This window comes from Microvirga puerhi, assembly GCF_020089865.1.
GTDB lineage: Bacteria > Pseudomonadota > Alphaproteobacteria > Rhizobiales > Beijerinckiaceae > Microvirga > Microvirga puerhi.
Genome location: NZ_JAIRBM010000007.1, coordinates 208,225 through 221,871 on the forward strand (window position 1 = coordinate 208,225; position 13,647 = coordinate 221,871).

Annotated in this window: 14 protein-coding genes and 1 tRNA gene; 9 read left to right on the plus strand and 6 right to left on the minus strand. The window is 61.7% G+C overall.

Annotation, left to right across the window (positions count from 1 at the left end; genetic code table 11):
* Positions 1-78 precede the first annotated feature (78 nt).
* Positions 79-507 (plus strand): endonuclease domain-containing protein, encoded by a 429-nt coding sequence (locus K9B37_RS11755; protein WP_224313267.1) that lies wholly within the window; start codon positions 79-81, stop codon positions 505-507.
* On the plus strand, positions 508-1,944 hold the full coding sequence (lpdA, locus tag K9B37_RS11760; protein WP_224313268.1) for a dihydrolipoyl dehydrogenase: 1,437 nt from the start codon (positions 508-510) through the stop codon (positions 1,942-1,944).
* Between the two features lie 108 nt (positions 1,945-2,052).
* Here the strand turns inward: lpdA and rimO are convergent, their stop codons facing one another.
* On the minus strand, positions 2,053-3,369 hold the full coding sequence (gene rimO / locus K9B37_RS11765) for a 30S ribosomal protein S12 methylthiotransferase RimO (RefSeq protein ID WP_224313269.1): 1,317 nt from the start codon (positions 3,367-3,369) through the stop codon (positions 2,053-2,055).
* A 262-nt stretch (positions 3,370-3,631) separates the two neighbouring features.
* On the opposite strand from rimO, the gene K9B37_RS11770 reads away from it, so the two are divergent.
* The 5 genes from K9B37_RS11770 (at position 3,632) to K9B37_RS11790 (ending at position 6,870) form a co-directional block, all read left to right on the plus strand.
* Positions 3,632-4,138, plus strand: coding sequence for a PilZ domain-containing protein (locus tag K9B37_RS11770; protein WP_224313270.1), 507 nt, complete (start codon positions 3,632-3,634; stop codon positions 4,136-4,138).
* 97 nt (positions 4,139-4,235) lie between these two features.
* A complete protein-coding gene (locus K9B37_RS11775; protein ID WP_224313271.1) occupies positions 4,236-4,913 on the plus strand; it encodes a tetratricopeptide repeat protein in 678 nt (225 codons plus the stop codon).
* 62 nt (positions 4,914-4,975) lie between these two features.
* Positions 4,976-5,416: a DoxX family protein gene (locus K9B37_RS11780; protein ID WP_224313272.1), complete on the plus strand. Its 441-nt coding sequence runs from the start codon at positions 4,976-4,978 to the stop codon at positions 5,414-5,416.
* A 72-nt stretch (positions 5,417-5,488) separates the two neighbouring features.
* Positions 5,489-6,040, plus strand: a complete 552-nt coding sequence (locus K9B37_RS11785; RefSeq protein ID WP_224313273.1) for an RNA polymerase sigma factor — start codon at positions 5,489-5,491, stop codon at positions 6,038-6,040.
* Positions 6,037-6,870 carry an anti-sigma factor family protein gene (locus K9B37_RS11790; protein WP_224313274.1) on the plus strand — a complete coding sequence of 278 codons (834 nt, stop codon included), beginning with the start codon at positions 6,037-6,039 and terminating at the stop codon, positions 6,868-6,870. Before K9B37_RS11785 ends, K9B37_RS11790 begins: the two co-directional genes overlap by 4 nt.
* A gap of 7 nt (positions 6,871-6,877) precedes the next feature.
* On the opposite strand, the gene K9B37_RS11795 is transcribed toward K9B37_RS11790, so the two are convergent.
* From K9B37_RS11795 to K9B37_RS11810, 4 genes are read right to left on the minus strand one after another with little or no spacing between them, the layout of a single operon-like run.
* Positions 6,878-7,735, minus strand: coding sequence for an SAM-dependent methyltransferase (locus K9B37_RS11795; RefSeq protein ID WP_224313275.1), 858 nt, complete (start codon positions 7,733-7,735; stop codon positions 6,878-6,880).
* On the minus strand, positions 7,732-8,886 hold the full coding sequence (locus K9B37_RS11800; RefSeq protein ID WP_224313276.1) for an NAD(P)/FAD-dependent oxidoreductase: 1,155 nt from the start codon (positions 8,884-8,886) through the stop codon (positions 7,732-7,734). The genes K9B37_RS11795 and K9B37_RS11800 overlap by 4 nt, the downstream gene beginning before the upstream one ends.
* Positions 8,883-9,554 (minus strand): methyltransferase domain-containing protein, encoded by a 672-nt coding sequence (locus K9B37_RS11805; protein WP_224313277.1) that lies wholly within the window; start codon positions 9,552-9,554, stop codon positions 8,883-8,885. The genes K9B37_RS11800 and K9B37_RS11805 overlap by 4 nt, the downstream gene beginning before the upstream one ends.
* Positions 9,555-9,602: 48 nt before the next feature.
* Positions 9,603-10,685: a type III polyketide synthase gene (locus tag K9B37_RS11810; protein ID WP_224313278.1), complete on the minus strand. Its 1,083-nt coding sequence runs from the start codon at positions 10,683-10,685 to the stop codon at positions 9,603-9,605.
* Between the two features lie 206 nt (positions 10,686-10,891).
* On the opposite strand from K9B37_RS11810, the gene K9B37_RS11815 reads away from it, so the two are divergent.
* Positions 10,892-11,896, plus strand: coding sequence for an SDR family oxidoreductase (locus K9B37_RS11815; RefSeq protein ID WP_224313279.1), 1,005 nt, complete (start codon positions 10,892-10,894; stop codon positions 11,894-11,896).
* A 149-nt stretch (positions 11,897-12,045) separates the two neighbouring features.
* On the opposite strand, the gene K9B37_RS11820 is transcribed toward K9B37_RS11815, so the two are convergent.
* Positions 12,046-12,135: transfer RNA gene (locus tag K9B37_RS11820), tRNA-Ser, on the minus strand.
* A gap of 444 nt (positions 12,136-12,579) precedes the next feature.
* Here K9B37_RS11820 and K9B37_RS24905 point away from each other — a divergent pair.
* Positions 12,580-13,593, plus strand: a complete 1,014-nt coding sequence (locus tag K9B37_RS24905; protein WP_369414281.1) for a septal ring lytic transglycosylase RlpA family protein — start codon at positions 12,580-12,582, stop codon at positions 13,591-13,593.
* Positions 13,594-13,647 lie beyond the last annotated feature (54 nt).

Below are 13,647 nucleotides of genomic sequence, written 5' to 3' on the forward strand. Positions count from 1 at the left end.
CCGCACACTCCTCCCTCCCCCTTGCGGGGAGGGCAGGGGTGGGGGTCGTGACGTATGCTCACCCTCACAGAACACTCCATGTCCTGGAATCAATCTCCCGCACGGTCCAGTACTTCGAAAGCCATACGGCATGCGCGGGAGATGCGCCGGGAACTGACGGAGCCTGAGAAGCGCCTGTGGTGGCATCTGCGAAAGCGTCTTCCTCTCGAAGGAACGCATTTCCGGAGGCAGGTGCCGATTGGTTCCTTCATCGCGGATTTTTGCAGTCTTGGTGCCAAGCTCGTTGTTGAAGTCGATGGCGGTCAGCATTCGACTGACCAAGCCATTGCCTATGATCAGCGACGGACGGATTTTCTCGCAGCGCAGGGCTTTCAAGTGCTGCGCTTCGCCAACGCTGATGTGATGCACGACATCGATGTCGTGCTCGACACCATCCATGCGGCCCTTGTCCGCTCTACCCCCACCCCTAACCCCTCCCCGCAAGGGGGAGGGGAACCGGAGGCGTAAATGGCAAACCAATACGACATCATCGTCATCGGCGGCGGGCCGGGCGGCTATGTGGCCGCGATCCGCGCGGCGCAGCTCGGGTTCAAGACCGCGGTCGTCGAACGCGAGCACCTCGGCGGCATCTGCCTCAACTGGGGCTGCATTCCGACCAAGGCGCTGCTGCGCTCGGCCGAGATCTACCACTACTTCCAGCATGCGAAGGATTACGGCCTCTCGGCTGAGAAGGTCGGGTTCGATGCCGGAGCCGTGGTGCAGCGCTCTCGCGGCGTGTCGGGTCGGCTCAACGGCGGCGTCGGCATGCTGCTCAAGAAGAACAAGGTCGATGTGATCTGGGGCGAGGCGTCTCTCTCGAAGCCCGGCGAAGTCGTCGTGACGGCGACCAAGAAACCCGCCATGCAGCCGCAAGCGCCGGCTCCGAAAGGAATCCTGGAGCCCGGCACCTATCAGGCGAAGCACATCATCATCGCAACCGGCGCTCGCCCGCGCGTGCTGCCCGGGATCGAGCCCGACGGCAAGCTGATCTGGACCTATTTCGAGGCCATGGTCCCGAAGGAAATGCCGAAATCACTCCTCGTCATGGGGTCGGGCGCTATCGGCATCGAGTTCGCCTCCTTCTATCGCACCATGGGCGTGGACGTGACCGTGGTCGAGGTGCTGCCGCAGATCCTGCCCGTTGAGGATGCAGAGATTGCTGCCCATGCGCGCAAGCGCTTCGAGAAGCAGGGCATCAAGATCATTACCGGTGCCAAGGTCACGAAGGTCGAGAAGGCATCGAACAGCCTCAAGGCGGTCATCGATGACGGCAAGACTGTCCAGACGATTTTCGCCGACCGGATGATCTCCGCCGTGGGCGTGGTCGGCAACATCGAGAATCTCGGGCTCGAAAAGCTCGGCGTGAAGGTCGAGCGTGGGACGATCGTGACCGACGGTCTCGGCCGCACCAATGTGCCCGGCATCTACGCGATCGGTGATGTCGCAGGTCCGCCGATGCTGGCTCACAAGGCAGAGCACGAGGGCGTGATCTGCGTCGAGACCATCAAGGGCCTGCACACGCATGCCATGGACAAGAACAAGATCCCTGGCTGCACCTATTGCAACCCGCAGGTCGCCTCCGTCGGCCTCACGGAAGCCAAGGCGAAGGAGCAGGGTTATGAGACCCGCGTCGGCCGCTTCCCCTTCGTCGGCAACGGCAAGGCGATCGCGCTCGGCGAGCCGGAAGGTCTCGTGAAGACGATCTTCGACAAGAAGACCGGCCAGCTGCTTGGCGCTCACATGGTTGGTGCGGAAGTCACCGAGCTGATCCAGGGCTTCGTGATCGCCATGAATCTCGAGACGACCGAGGAAGAGCTGATTCATGCGGTGTTCCCGCATCCGACGCTCTCCGAGACCATGCACGAGAGCGTGCTCGACGCCTATGGGCGTGTGATCCACATCTGACGATTCACCTTACCCGTCATGGCCGGGCTCTTCCCGGCCACCCACGTTTTCCTTCCCGCGAAATATCGCAAAAGGCGTAGATCCCCGGGATAAGCCCGGGGATGACGGCTAGACCGCCACGCCGTGCAGGTCGTACTCGTCCGAGCGCTCGATCTTCACGCTGATGATGTCGCCGGCCCGCAAGGGGCGGCGTGAAGCGACATAGACCGTGCCGTCGATCTCCGGCGCATCGTATTTCGTGCGCCCCTTCGCAACGGTAGCACCGGACTCGTCGATGATGACGGGGAGGCGTTTTCCCACTTTGGCTTTGAGAAGGCGGGCGCTGACGTCGCGCTGCGTCTTCATGAAACGATGCCAGCGTGCGTCCTTGACCTCGGATGGGACCGGTGCGCCGAGCTCGTTGGCGGGCGCGCCCTGGACCGGCTCGTAGCGGAAGCAACCCACCCGGTCGAGCTTGGCTTCCTTCAGCCAGTCGAGCAGGAAGTCCACATCCTCCTCCGTCTCGCCCGGGAAACCGACGATGAAGGTGGAGCGGATGGCGAGGTCGGGACAGATCTCGCGCCATTTGCGGATGCGATCGAGCGTCTTTTCCTGATGGGCCGGACGACGCATCGCCTTCAAAACCGTGGGGGAGGCGTGCTGGAACGGGATGTCGAGATAGGGAAGGATCTTGCCCTCCGCCATCAGCGGGATCACCTCGTCCACGTGCGGATAGGGATAGACGTAGTGCATGCGAACCCAGAGTCCGAGCTCGCCGAGTTCCCGGGCGAGATCGAGAAAACGCGTGCGAACCTCGCGGTCCTTCCACAGGCTTGGCTGGTACTTGATATCGAGGCCGTAGGCGCTCGTATCCTGTGAGATCACGAGCAGTTCCTTGACGCCCGCGTTCGCCAGCTTCTCCGCCTCGCGCATGACGTCGCCGAGGGGCCTGCTCACTAGGTCACCGCGCAGCTTCGGGATGATGCAGAAGGAGCAGCGATTGTTGCAGCCCTCGGAAATCTTCAGATAGGCATAGTGCCGTGGCGTGAGCTTGACGCCCTGCGGCGGCACGAGATCCACGAAGGGGTCATGAGCGGGCGGGGCTGCCTGGTGAACGGCGCCTACCACGGATTCGTATTGCTGCGGTCCGGTAATGGCGAGCACGTTGGGGAAGCGGTCCCGGATCTGCTCCGGCTCGGCGCCCATGCAGCCCGTGACGATGACCTTGCCGTTCTCGGCCATGGCAGCGCCGATGGCATCGAGGGATTCCGCCTTGGCGCTGTCGAGGAAGCCACAGGTATTGACGATCACGACATCGGCACCGTCGTTCTTCTTGGTCAGCTCGTAGCCCTGTGCGCGGAGCTGGGTGATGATGCGCTCGGAATCGACGAGCGCCTTAGGGCACCCGAGGGAGACGAACGAGACTTTCGGCGCGGGAGCATTCATCCGCAGGATCCACTCTATGAAGCTGTATGGGCGTCGGCGGGCGCCCGAGGGGGCGGCATCGGCGCAAAATCATGGCGGGGCAGGCCAGAGCTACCCCTTTCGCCCGGGCGAATACCACAATAGGGCCCAACAACGCCAGCGTGGCCGAAAGTCCCTTTATCCCTATGTCTTTAGGATAACGCTCCCTCTGGGTGCTTGAGTCGGGACGTTCAAAATGGTCCAACGCCTTAACCTGGCGTTAACCATTTTCCCGGGCATTCATATGGCATCTGTCGGATCGTGGCCTCCCGCTCCCAAGAAGCTCGAATTGCGCACGGCCAAGCGTCGCCGTGTTGCACTGCTGGCGAAGATTGTAACGGGTACTGAGACGATGGTGCATTGCGAGGTGCAGGATCTCTCGACAGAGGGAGCCAAGATCGCGGTCCGTGAACATGTAGCACTCCCCGAGACCTTCCAGATCTATGTCGCAGCGCATACCCTCCAGGTCTTCTCGGCCAGGCTCTGTTGGAGGAAAGGCGACTTCGCCGGTCTTGCCTTCGGCAGCAACGAGGAGCGACCCTCCCAAGGATCGAGCGAAGCTCGCCCAGAGCCTGCACTGCCCAAACCGAGCGTTCTGATGCTCACCCACCGGAAGGTGCCGGCCGAGGATGTGCGCTACGGCACTTCGACGGTCGCTCGGGAAGTTGCGAAGTCACTCCTCGTCGATCGGGCCGCATCGGTCGCGATCGGGCGCTATGGGCATGAACGGCGGCGCAGGGCTGTCCGCTAGCACGTAGTGGTTCTTCAGCCCGTATCTCCTCACGCGTTCGAATAAATCGTCGATATCCCGTGTTCCTTGCCCGTGGATCACTCCACGGGAGGACATCATGACGCGCCGCAGCGATACCAAACACCGTCTCGCTCTGCTGACAGGGGCTCTCATCCTGTCGCTCAGCACCGCCCTTGCTCCCGTGCCGGCATTCGCTGCCGGCGGTGGTGGCGGTGGGGGAGGCAATGCCGGGGGTGGAAGCGGTGGAGGGGCAGGAGGTGGTGCAGCCGGTGGAGGCGGCAACGCGGGCGCGGGCGGCAATGCCGGCAACGGCGAGGGAGGGCGCAGCGGAGATGCGAGTACCCTCATGGCAACCTGCCCACGCGGCCAGATGTACAGCCAGAGATCACGCCGCTGCGTTCAGGTCCGCAGCGAGATTTTTACCGATGATGCCGTCCTGGACTATGCTTTCGCGCTCGCCAAGGCGGAGCGGTTCGACGAGGCGCTCGACACGCTCAGCCTCGTGCAGAATCCTGAGACGCCCAAGGCGCTCAATTATCGCGGCTACATCACGCGCAAGCTAGGACGTACGGACGAGGGCATCGGCTACTATCTCAGATCGGTCGCTCTCGATCCGCAATACGCTCAGGTTCGTGAATATCTGGGTGAAGCCTATGTGACGCAAGGCAAGCTCGATCTTGCCAATGAGCAGCTGCAGGTCATCCAGACTCTCTGCGGCAAGGAATGCGAGGAATACGAAGATCTGGCGGCCGCCATCGGATCCGCAGCGAAGTGAAATGCCTTCTTCATGATCATCGACGCGGCGGCCAACCGTCGCGTCTTCTATCGGAGGGTCACATGTTCACAAGATTTCAAGCGCCCGTCGCCTTGTTGGCACGGCTGATGCTCGCCTACATCTTCGTTGCGGAGGGCTGGAGCAAGATCGTCCATTACGGGCCGACGCTTCAATATATGGAACGCTATGGCGTGCCCGGCACTCTCCTGCCGTTGGTCATCCTGACCGAGCTCGGGGGCGGCTTGCTGGTTGCGTTCGGCTACCGGTCGCGTTGGGCGGCGTTCGCGCTCGCGGGCTTCTGCGTGCTCACGGCTCTTCTCTTCCACGCCCCGCGGATGGCAGACGTAAATGAATATATCCATCTCACGAAGGACATCGCCATCGCTGGAGGCTTCCTGCTCCTGGTCGCGTTCGGACCCGGCGAGTGGTCCCTCGACCATCTTCAGAAGCACCGTCCGTCGCTGCTGTCGGCCGCGCCGAGCGCGACCGGGCAACAGGGCTGAAGGGGCCGCGCGGTCATGTTCAATTGTTCCACGAGGCTGTCTCTGCTACCCAGAGAGAAGTCTCGTGATGGCATGTCCGAACCGCGCATGATCGGGAATGGTCCGGAAGAGGTGAAGGCGGGTCTCGCCGGGCATTTGTCTCGGCTTTGGCGCTATGGGCTCGTGCTGACGGGTCGACGAGACACCGCCGAGGATCTGGTGCAGGCGACATGCGTACGGGCTCTCGAACGTGCCCATCAGTTCGAGCCGGGGACAAGACTCGACCGTTGGCTCTTCACGATCCTCCGCTCCATCTGGCTCAACGAAGTCCGCTCCCGCCGCATCAGGACCGGCGAAGGGATCGTTGATGCCGAGACTTTCCTGACCTTCAATGGCGCCGAGCAGATCGAAGAAGGCGTCCTGCTGCAACAGGTTCTGCGAGAGATGCAGTCGTTGCCCGAAACACAGAGGGAGGCGATCTTTCTCGTTTATGTAGAGGGTCTTGCCTATCGAGAGGCGGCGGCCGTTCTCGACATTCCGATCGGGACAATCATGAGCCGCCTCGCTGCGGCACGCACCACGCTTGGTCGACTGAACGCGGACGCCGCGCCACTATCCCATTGGCCGGAGGCGAAGCATCCATGACCGATGCCCCCCATCATGATCGCCCCTCGGATGAGGACCTCGTCGCCTATCTCGACGGCGAACTCTCGTCGGATGCAAGGTTCCGAATTGCCAGGGCAGTGGCCGAAGATCATGAGCTGCAGCGGCGACTTATTCTTCTCTCCGGTGGTCAGCGACCCTTCCGGGACGCATTCGCGCCGCTTCTTGCCCAGGCTCCCGAAGACAAGCTGAAGGCCATGCTCGACGGATTGCCCGGTCCTGTCACGCCTGAGGAGGCCGCGCAGCCGACACGCCATAGCAGCAATCGCTGGAAGGCCCTGGCCGCTGGCCTCGCCCTCTTTCTTGCCGGCGCCGGCGCCGGATGGATGGGCTCGTCGATTGTTCGGCCCGCCTTGGAGCAACCAAAGGTCGCGACGGAATCAGATGATGACGATTGGCGCCAGTCTGTCGCCGCGTATATCTCCCTTTATACGTCCGAAACATTGGCCAGCATTCCGGACGATGCACGAGCACAGGAACTGGAGATCGCATCGGTCAGAGCCAAAACCGGCCTCGCCCTTTCACCCCAGAAGCTCGCACTCCCCGACCTCACTCTGAAACGAGCCCAAGTGCTTGAATACGATCAGAAGCCTCTCGGGCAGATCGCCTACCTCGATCCTGAGAGCGGACCGCTCGCACTATGCATCATCACGGGTGGCGGACCGGATGCCGACAAAAGCACGGAGCAGAGGCTGGGCCTTAACGTCGTCTATTGGACGAAGGCCGGGCGGAGCTTCATGTTGATCGGACGTGCCGCCATGCCTCGTCTCCAAAATTGGGCGGACGAGGTCTCGGGACGTCTGTCGGGGTGAGGTTTTCTCATCGACTAGCATGCGGTTTGGCCGCGACCAGAAGACCATATCGCATCGACCCGGTCGTATAGGCCAGCCAGATCCGCGGCAGGCTCAAGGCGAATATGCGGTGCCGGGCGCGGGCATCGCGCAGATAGCTTCGATATCGTCGATCAAGAAGGATCATCCGGACAACACGGGCGGCACAGATCGCCCAGGTGCGGCGGACCTGCATGCTCAGATCGAAGAAGTCGCGAACTTCGAAACCTGCTTGAGTCGCCCATGAGCGATACTCGGCCTCGGTTCCCATGCTTGGGAGACGTCCTTCGCGGCAGATGGGCTCGAGAAGAAAACGCTCCTCCCAAGGCTTGGCATCGTCCTTCGCAAGCCAAGCGCAGACGGCGAGCCGCCCGCCGTCGCGCAAAGTTCGATAGGCCTCGTCGAAGAAGTGTTGTTTGTCCGTCATATGCTCCGAGCTCTCGACGGCAATGAGTGCATCGAATGTCGCCCCGTCGAAGCCGTTTTCCAGCCAATCCTGCTGCAGAAAGCGCAATCGCCCGTCCATGTCGCTTCGCAGGCGTGCCCGTGCCATCTGTGCGGATGACACGGTTACGCCCGTCGTGTGAACGTCAAAGCTTTTAGTCAGCCATTCGGCCGTGGCGCCATAGCCGCATCCGATGTCGCAGATCTTGTCCCCAGGGTGCAATGCCAGTTCTTCCGCAATACGTGCGATCAGAGCGATGACGGCCTCCGCCGGGTCTTCGAGACCGGTGGTCCAAAGCCCGTGGTGGACATGATCACCCCAGATCTCCCGATAGAAGGGATCGAGCTCGTCGTAGTGGTCTGCAACCGACGCCAGGGTTTGGGGCGTCCTGGGCGTGATCATGACTGTCTCAAAACACGTTGAATGACCGCATCACTGAGCCGGGTGCGCCCGGCCACATGCTGCATGGCGGCTGGCCATGCCTGGAAGAGGCGAACGAAGCAGGATTGTGCCATTGGTCGGCCACTCGCCCCGTGGATCAGGCTGGCGATCCGAAACTGCCGGTGAATATCGACACGAAGCTGTCGATGAAAGACATCGCTCCTGCGGCCATATTGGAGGTAGGACGTTGCCGCAGCGAGGCCGGTATGCAGCGCGATCGCCATTCCATCGCCCGTGAACGAAGGGATGACCGCGAACTGATCACCAAGCCTGAACAACCCTTCGGGCTCCGAGCAAGGGGCATAAACAAAACCATATGGGAGATGAGAGATCGCGAGTGGCTTAGAGAACGCCATCACGGCTCCCTCCAGTCGCATGGCAAGATGAGGGCAGTGCTCGAAAAGGTATTCTCGTAGTCCGCTCCAGCTCCTGCCGGCGGCATCGAACGATTGCCGGCTGATGAGAAGGCACAGGTTTGCAAGCCCGCCCTCGATCATCTGCAATCCGGCATAGCCCCCGGGAAAGAGCAAAATCTCCACGGTGCCTTGGAGGGCGTCCTGCTGACGCTCAAGAAGGGTGGCGTGCATCTTGAAACCGATCAGATCATCGCGAAACCCTTCGATCGGGCGCTTCGCACCACGAAGATCGTGCTTTCCGGTTGCAAGAAAGACCGTCCGGGCCCTCAGTTGCGAGCTGTCGCCTGAAAGACAGCAGCTTCGGTCCCGGAAATCGATGCTGCGTATCGTCATGCCGCGGCTGAGTGTTGCGCCGGCAGCGGCAGCTTGGGCCAGCAGCGCTTCGTCCAGGATCTTGCGCGAAAGGCCTCTTGCGCGAAACGGCAGATCCGCCTCTGCGATCGAATGGCCGCGAACGACCCGGACAGATGAGATTTCGCTGGCACCAAGGAGGTCCAGGTCGATTCCGAGGCGCGTGAGATATCTCTGTGCCTCGATGCTGAGAAATTCGCCGCAGACCTTATGGTGCGCCTCGCTCGTTCGCTCGACGAGGAGAACCTGACGACATCCTGCTTCGGCAAAGCGGCAGGCGGCGGCGGCACCCGCCGGCCCTCCGCCGACGATCACCACATCGTTTACGGATTCGGCGGAGGTCACTTTAATCTGCTCACGCATAGTCGAAAGGGAACGTGCCAGGAGATTTCGACGACCGAGGGATCGATCCCGGCCTCATCGATGATCTCTTCCCAATCGTTCCGCCGAAAGCTGCGGGCAATCGACACGGGTCCGTCGTGCTGCACGAAGCGATGCCAGTGGGCGAGGCGCGAGAGCAGGCGAAATGCATGGATCGGGATGGCGTGGCGATGAAGATCGGCGATGAACCAGCCTCGGGTCGCCGTATCTTCCATCCAGCGGACGAAGGCGACAAGTTCCTGCTCAGTCATATGGTGTGCTGTCTGAGAGCAGAGCACGATATCAATCGGGTCCTCTGGGACGAAATTGAAGACGTTCCCCGTCAGATAGGTGATCGGCATGCCGGGAGGCGTCGCAGCCCGAGCGATGGTTTCGCTGAAGGGGTTGAGATCGATGCCTACGAGATTTACGGCGCGGCCGTGGCGCATGCTCCAGCGATGAATATGCCGCAGCAGATCGCCGTAGCCGTAGCCGACATCGAGGATCGTCAGCGGCTGTCCAGGCGGTTGCCGGCGGAACACGTGATCAAGCCATGCGAGGACGGGACGATGGGTGAGGGTGACGATGTTCACCTGCGACAGGTCTTTCAAGCAACCGTGGTAATCCTCGATGGATACGGCTTCGGTATCCATGAGCTCCGTCTCTCGGCTGCGTCGGGATAGATCAAGGCTCGTCATAGCTCAGCGCATCAGCTCGAAGCGGAAGGTTTCCGCGACCAAGCCGGGCCCGAAGGCCATTCCGAAGCCCCGTGCGGTCCCAGTCCACGATTGCATCATGCGACCGAGGACGAACATGAGAGTCGCCGACGACATGTTTCCGAAATCCCGCAAGACGCTCCTCGACCAGCGCAAGGCATCCGGTGCGAGATCCAAGCCCTGCTCAACCGCATCGAGAACTGTTCGTCCTCCGGCGTGTACCGCCCAGAGATCGAAATCATCCTTGCCTTCCCCACGGAAGATCCCCTGGTCATCATTGCGCTCGGCCTCGCGACGAAGCGCATGTGAGATCTGTGCCGGAACTTCACCGGACAATGTCATCTCGAACCCGGCATTGCCGATGCGCCAAGTGATCAAATCCCGCGTGTCCGGAATGGTCGCGACGCGGAAGTCCTTGAGGGCTATTCCCTCAGGTCGGGACGTCACGAGACTTGCCGCGCAGCCATCACCGAAGAGGAGGGCGCTCAGCAGAACCTCGATGTTCGACGTTTCTTGGAGATGCAACGTGCAGAGCTCGATATTGACCACCAGCACCTTTGCCAATGGTTCCGAGCGCACGATGTGATGTGCGAGCTTCAGCGCGTTGACGGCGGCGGCGCATCCCATGAAACCGACCATCGTGCGCTCGACTGACGGATCGAGAACGAGTGCGTCCATCAGCTGCTGATCGAGGCCAGGCGCCGTGAAACCTGTGCAGGAGGCGACGATCAGGTGCGTGATCGATCCTAGTTCATCGTCAAGTTGAAGTCCCGCGACGGCCTCTTCCGCGAGCTTGACCGCGTGAGTTTCAAAATGAGCCATGCGTGGGCCGGTCCCTGCAAAAAGACCCGGCCGGTAGAATCCTTGGCGGTCGGCCCCGACTTCAGGCTGTTCGGCGGGCTGAAGGGTGGAGTAGCGATGCTCGATGTCGGACCGCTGAACCATTCGCTTGAACAGGATCTTGGTTTTCCGGTCAGGCAGAAACTGGTCGACGAAATCGATGAAGGTTCCGTGCACATCGTGCGTCGGAACGGCCGTCCCGATACGGTTGATATAGGCGCCTGTCATGCTTCACCCGTGCGATGAGCCCCCACTCGTCAAGCAAAACACATTGGCATGGCTGAAAATTCACGATCTCCCCGCGACGTGCAGTCACAAGCCCGTGAGACCCCCGACCGGAAGTGATGATCCCGGGTCCGCAATGCCCCGGAAACCGAATGAACCACTCCCCGCGCGGTGAGTTGATGGCCCATGCCCTCTGGAGGAAAGCGAACATGAAGCCGAGCGACGATGGACTGGTGTCACGGCGCGTCCTGGTTGGCAGTGCCGCGGCTGGGGTAGCCGCGGCTGCGGTTCCTGCCGCCGCTCAGGGAGGAGGGGCCAGCACAGGGGGTAGCGTCGCCAAGAATGATCCCAGGACGAGATATCCCAAACCGCCTTTTCCCTCGCAGTCGCAACCTTGGCCCGGACTTGCCGGAAAGATGGATCCGCGCCCGGATCACGGCGAGACGAGCTATAGGGGTTCCGGACGTCTTCAGGGCCGTAAGGCTCTGATCACGGGCGGAGACTCCGGCATGGGCCGCGCGGCTGCAATCGCCTTCGCGCGGGAGGGAGCCGACGTTGCCATCAGCTATCACGCAGATGAAGAGCCCGATGCCCGAGAAGTCATCGCGCTGATCCAGAAGGAGGGGCGAACGGCAGTGGCGCTGCCTGGCGATGTCCGCGATGAAGCCTGGTGTCAGCGTTTGGTCGCAGAGGCGGTGCGCCAGCTCGGCGGTCTCGATATTCTCGTCAACAATGCCGGTCGGCAGCAGCAGCGTGCTTCGCTGCTCGATATCTCCTCCGATGATTTCGATGCGACCATCAAGACGAATATCTATGCCATGTTCTGGCTGACGAAGGCGGCGTTGCCGCATATGAGTGCAGGCTCTGCGATCATCCAGACCACATCCGAGCAGGCCTACGACCCTTCCGCAAACCTCGTGGACTACGCCATGACGAAGGCGGCCATGATGAACTTTACCAAGTCGCTGGCGAAGCAGCTCGGTCCCCAAGGGATCCGCGTGAACGGCGTTGCTCCAGGGCCGATCTGGACGCCTCTCCAGGTGAGCGGCGGTGCGACGCAGGAAAAGCTTCAACAGTTCGGCGGCGACACGCCCCTCGGTCGTCCCGGGCAGCCGGCCGAGCTGGCGTCGATCTATGTGCAGCTCGCCGCAGCCGACGCAAGTTATGCAACCGGCCAGGTTTATGGTGCGGCAGGCGGAGGTGGGCAGCCTTAGAAGGATTTGGGCTTTTCGTCGAAATGCACGGCGTGGCCATACGGCCGTTCAGAGACCGGCTCGCAGGTTGGGCGCATTGCTCCGCAAGCGCGAAGTCGGCTTTGCGCGAGCGCTTGCCGTCATGCCTGGCAGTGAAGTTTCTGGGTTGATGGCGGAGGGGGTGGGATTCGAACCCACGGTGGGCTTGCACCCACGGCGGTTTTCAAGACCGCTGCCTTAAACCACTCGGCCACCCCTCCGGACGCACGGAACTCTCCTAAACGAAGAGCCGTCCCGCTGCTGGCTGTCTAAGGCCGTCGCCCGGGAGACGTCAACTCATCGGCTCGTTTTTGTCGACCATTCGAGTCGCCTAAAGAGGCGTCAATGTAGCTCGATCACCTGTCGCGTCGCTCCAGCAAGGTGCCTTTTGCATGATCGCCGAGACGGCGCTCAAGCTTGCTCTTGACCGATGCGACAGTGTTTGTGAATTGTGGCTAAACATTGCGTTTCTCATGAAATGACGATCGTAAGCAATTGATAAACAGGCAATATTTTCCGTCGTTAACAATGTTCTCACTGTGGCGCCTTGGCTATTGACAGCCAGGCCGTTTAACTCTTTTTTAGCAGGTCAAAATGCACTTACTCGATGTTCGGGACCTACCGGACCGCCGCAAACCAATGCGGGCAAGGGGATGCGAGGCGATATGGCTTGTGATCGCGCTGAGTCGAAGACGGGGGCGAAGGGGCAGGATGCATCCTTCAACCATCAGACCATCCTCCGCGCTGCGGGGGTAGTCGCCATCGCGCTGACTGCTGCGAACTGCTCCAACAACAGAAGCGCCATCGATCCCAAATACGGCGTTGCGCCGAGCCCGCGTGTCGTTGCAGACGGAGAGCCCGTGCCAAAGGGTGGCGGACGGGAACTCGTCGGCAAGCCTTACGTAATTGCTGGCCGAACCTATGTGCCGCGGGAGAATCCCGTCGGCTATTCGGGCGTCGGCCTCGCGTCCTGGTACGGCTCGAACTTCCACGGCCGTCGGACCGCGAATGGCGAGGTCTTCGACAGGGTGTCGGTGGCTGCTGCCCATACGACGATGCCGCTGCCAAGCTATGCGCGCGTCACCAATCTCCAGAACGGTCATTCCATGATCGTTCGCGTGAATGATCGCGGCCCGTTCCATGGCAACCGGATCATCGACGTTTCCGAACGCGCCGCTCTCGCTCTGGGATTCAAGCAGGCCGGGACGGCCCGGGTGAAGGTCGATTACGTCGGTCCGGCCTCTACCAATGGCAGCGATGATCGGATCCTGTTGGCCAGCTTGAAAACGGACGGAACTGCCGCTTCGCTGAACAAGCTTGGCCCGGCTCCGACGATGATTGCTTCTGCCACGCCACGGCCGGCCAGCCCGGTCGAGGCTGTGGCACTCCGGACGGCCCCGCCGTCCGATGGCGTTGCCAGCGCCTTCGCTTCGGCGACCGAGGAGCCTCGGGTGGTGGCCTCGGCCGGTCGTATTCCTCTTCCGCCGGAACGCCCGTTCGATCTCGGGACGATCCCCGGAGCCGTTACGCCGGTTACGGTCAGTTCACTCTCGCCGAGCGTCCTGCCGCCCTCTCGCCCTGTGGTCGCTGGGCTTTACTATGCTCCGGAGACGGCGAAGGCCGGGTTCCAGAAGAGCGAGGCGTTCAAGCCGCTCGACCAGAGCCGCTTCCTGCGCTGATAGAGCCTCCAAGCGTCGGCGTTGACACGCCGAAACCGTGCTACAGATTCCAGT

Bases quoted from the DNA above. Each gene is read 5' to 3' on its own strand.
- K9B37_RS11805 (WP_224313277.1), bottom strand. From the start codon at position 9,554: ATGGATACCGAAGCCGTATCCATCGAGGATTACCACGGTTGCTTGAAA.
- K9B37_RS11785 (WP_224313273.1), top strand. From the start codon at position 5,489: ATGTCCGAACCGCGCATGATCGGGAATGGTCCGGAAGAGGTGAAGGCG.
- K9B37_RS11755 (WP_224313267.1), top strand. From the start codon at position 79: ATGTCCTGGAATCAATCTCCCGCACGGTCCAGTACTTCGAAAGCCATA.
- K9B37_RS11790 (WP_224313274.1), top strand. From the start codon at position 6,037: ATGACCGATGCCCCCCATCATGATCGCCCCTCGGATGAGGACCTCGTC.
- K9B37_RS11795 (WP_224313275.1), bottom strand. From the start codon at position 7,735: ATGATCACGCCCAGGACGCCCCAAACCCTGGCGTCGGTTGCAGACCAC.
- K9B37_RS11770 (WP_224313270.1), top strand. From the start codon at position 3,632: ATGGCATCTGTCGGATCGTGGCCTCCCGCTCCCAAGAAGCTCGAATTG.
- K9B37_RS24905 (WP_369414281.1), top strand. From the start codon at position 12,580: ATGGCTTGTGATCGCGCTGAGTCGAAGACGGGGGCGAAGGGGCAGGAT.
- K9B37_RS11775 (WP_224313271.1), top strand. From the start codon at position 4,236: ATGACGCGCCGCAGCGATACCAAACACCGTCTCGCTCTGCTGACAGGG.
- rimO (WP_224313269.1), bottom strand. From the start codon at position 3,369: ATGAATGCTCCCGCGCCGAAAGTCTCGTTCGTCTCCCTCGGGTGCCCT.
- lpdA (WP_224313268.1), top strand. From the start codon at position 508: ATGGCAAACCAATACGACATCATCGTCATCGGCGGCGGGCCGGGCGGC.
- K9B37_RS11780 (WP_224313272.1), top strand. From the start codon at position 4,976: ATGTTCACAAGATTTCAAGCGCCCGTCGCCTTGTTGGCACGGCTGATG.
- K9B37_RS11815 (WP_224313279.1), top strand. From the start codon at position 10,892: ATGAAGCCGAGCGACGATGGACTGGTGTCACGGCGCGTCCTGGTTGGC.
- K9B37_RS11810 (WP_224313278.1), bottom strand. From the start codon at position 10,685: ATGACAGGCGCCTATATCAACCGTATCGGGACGGCCGTTCCGACGCAC.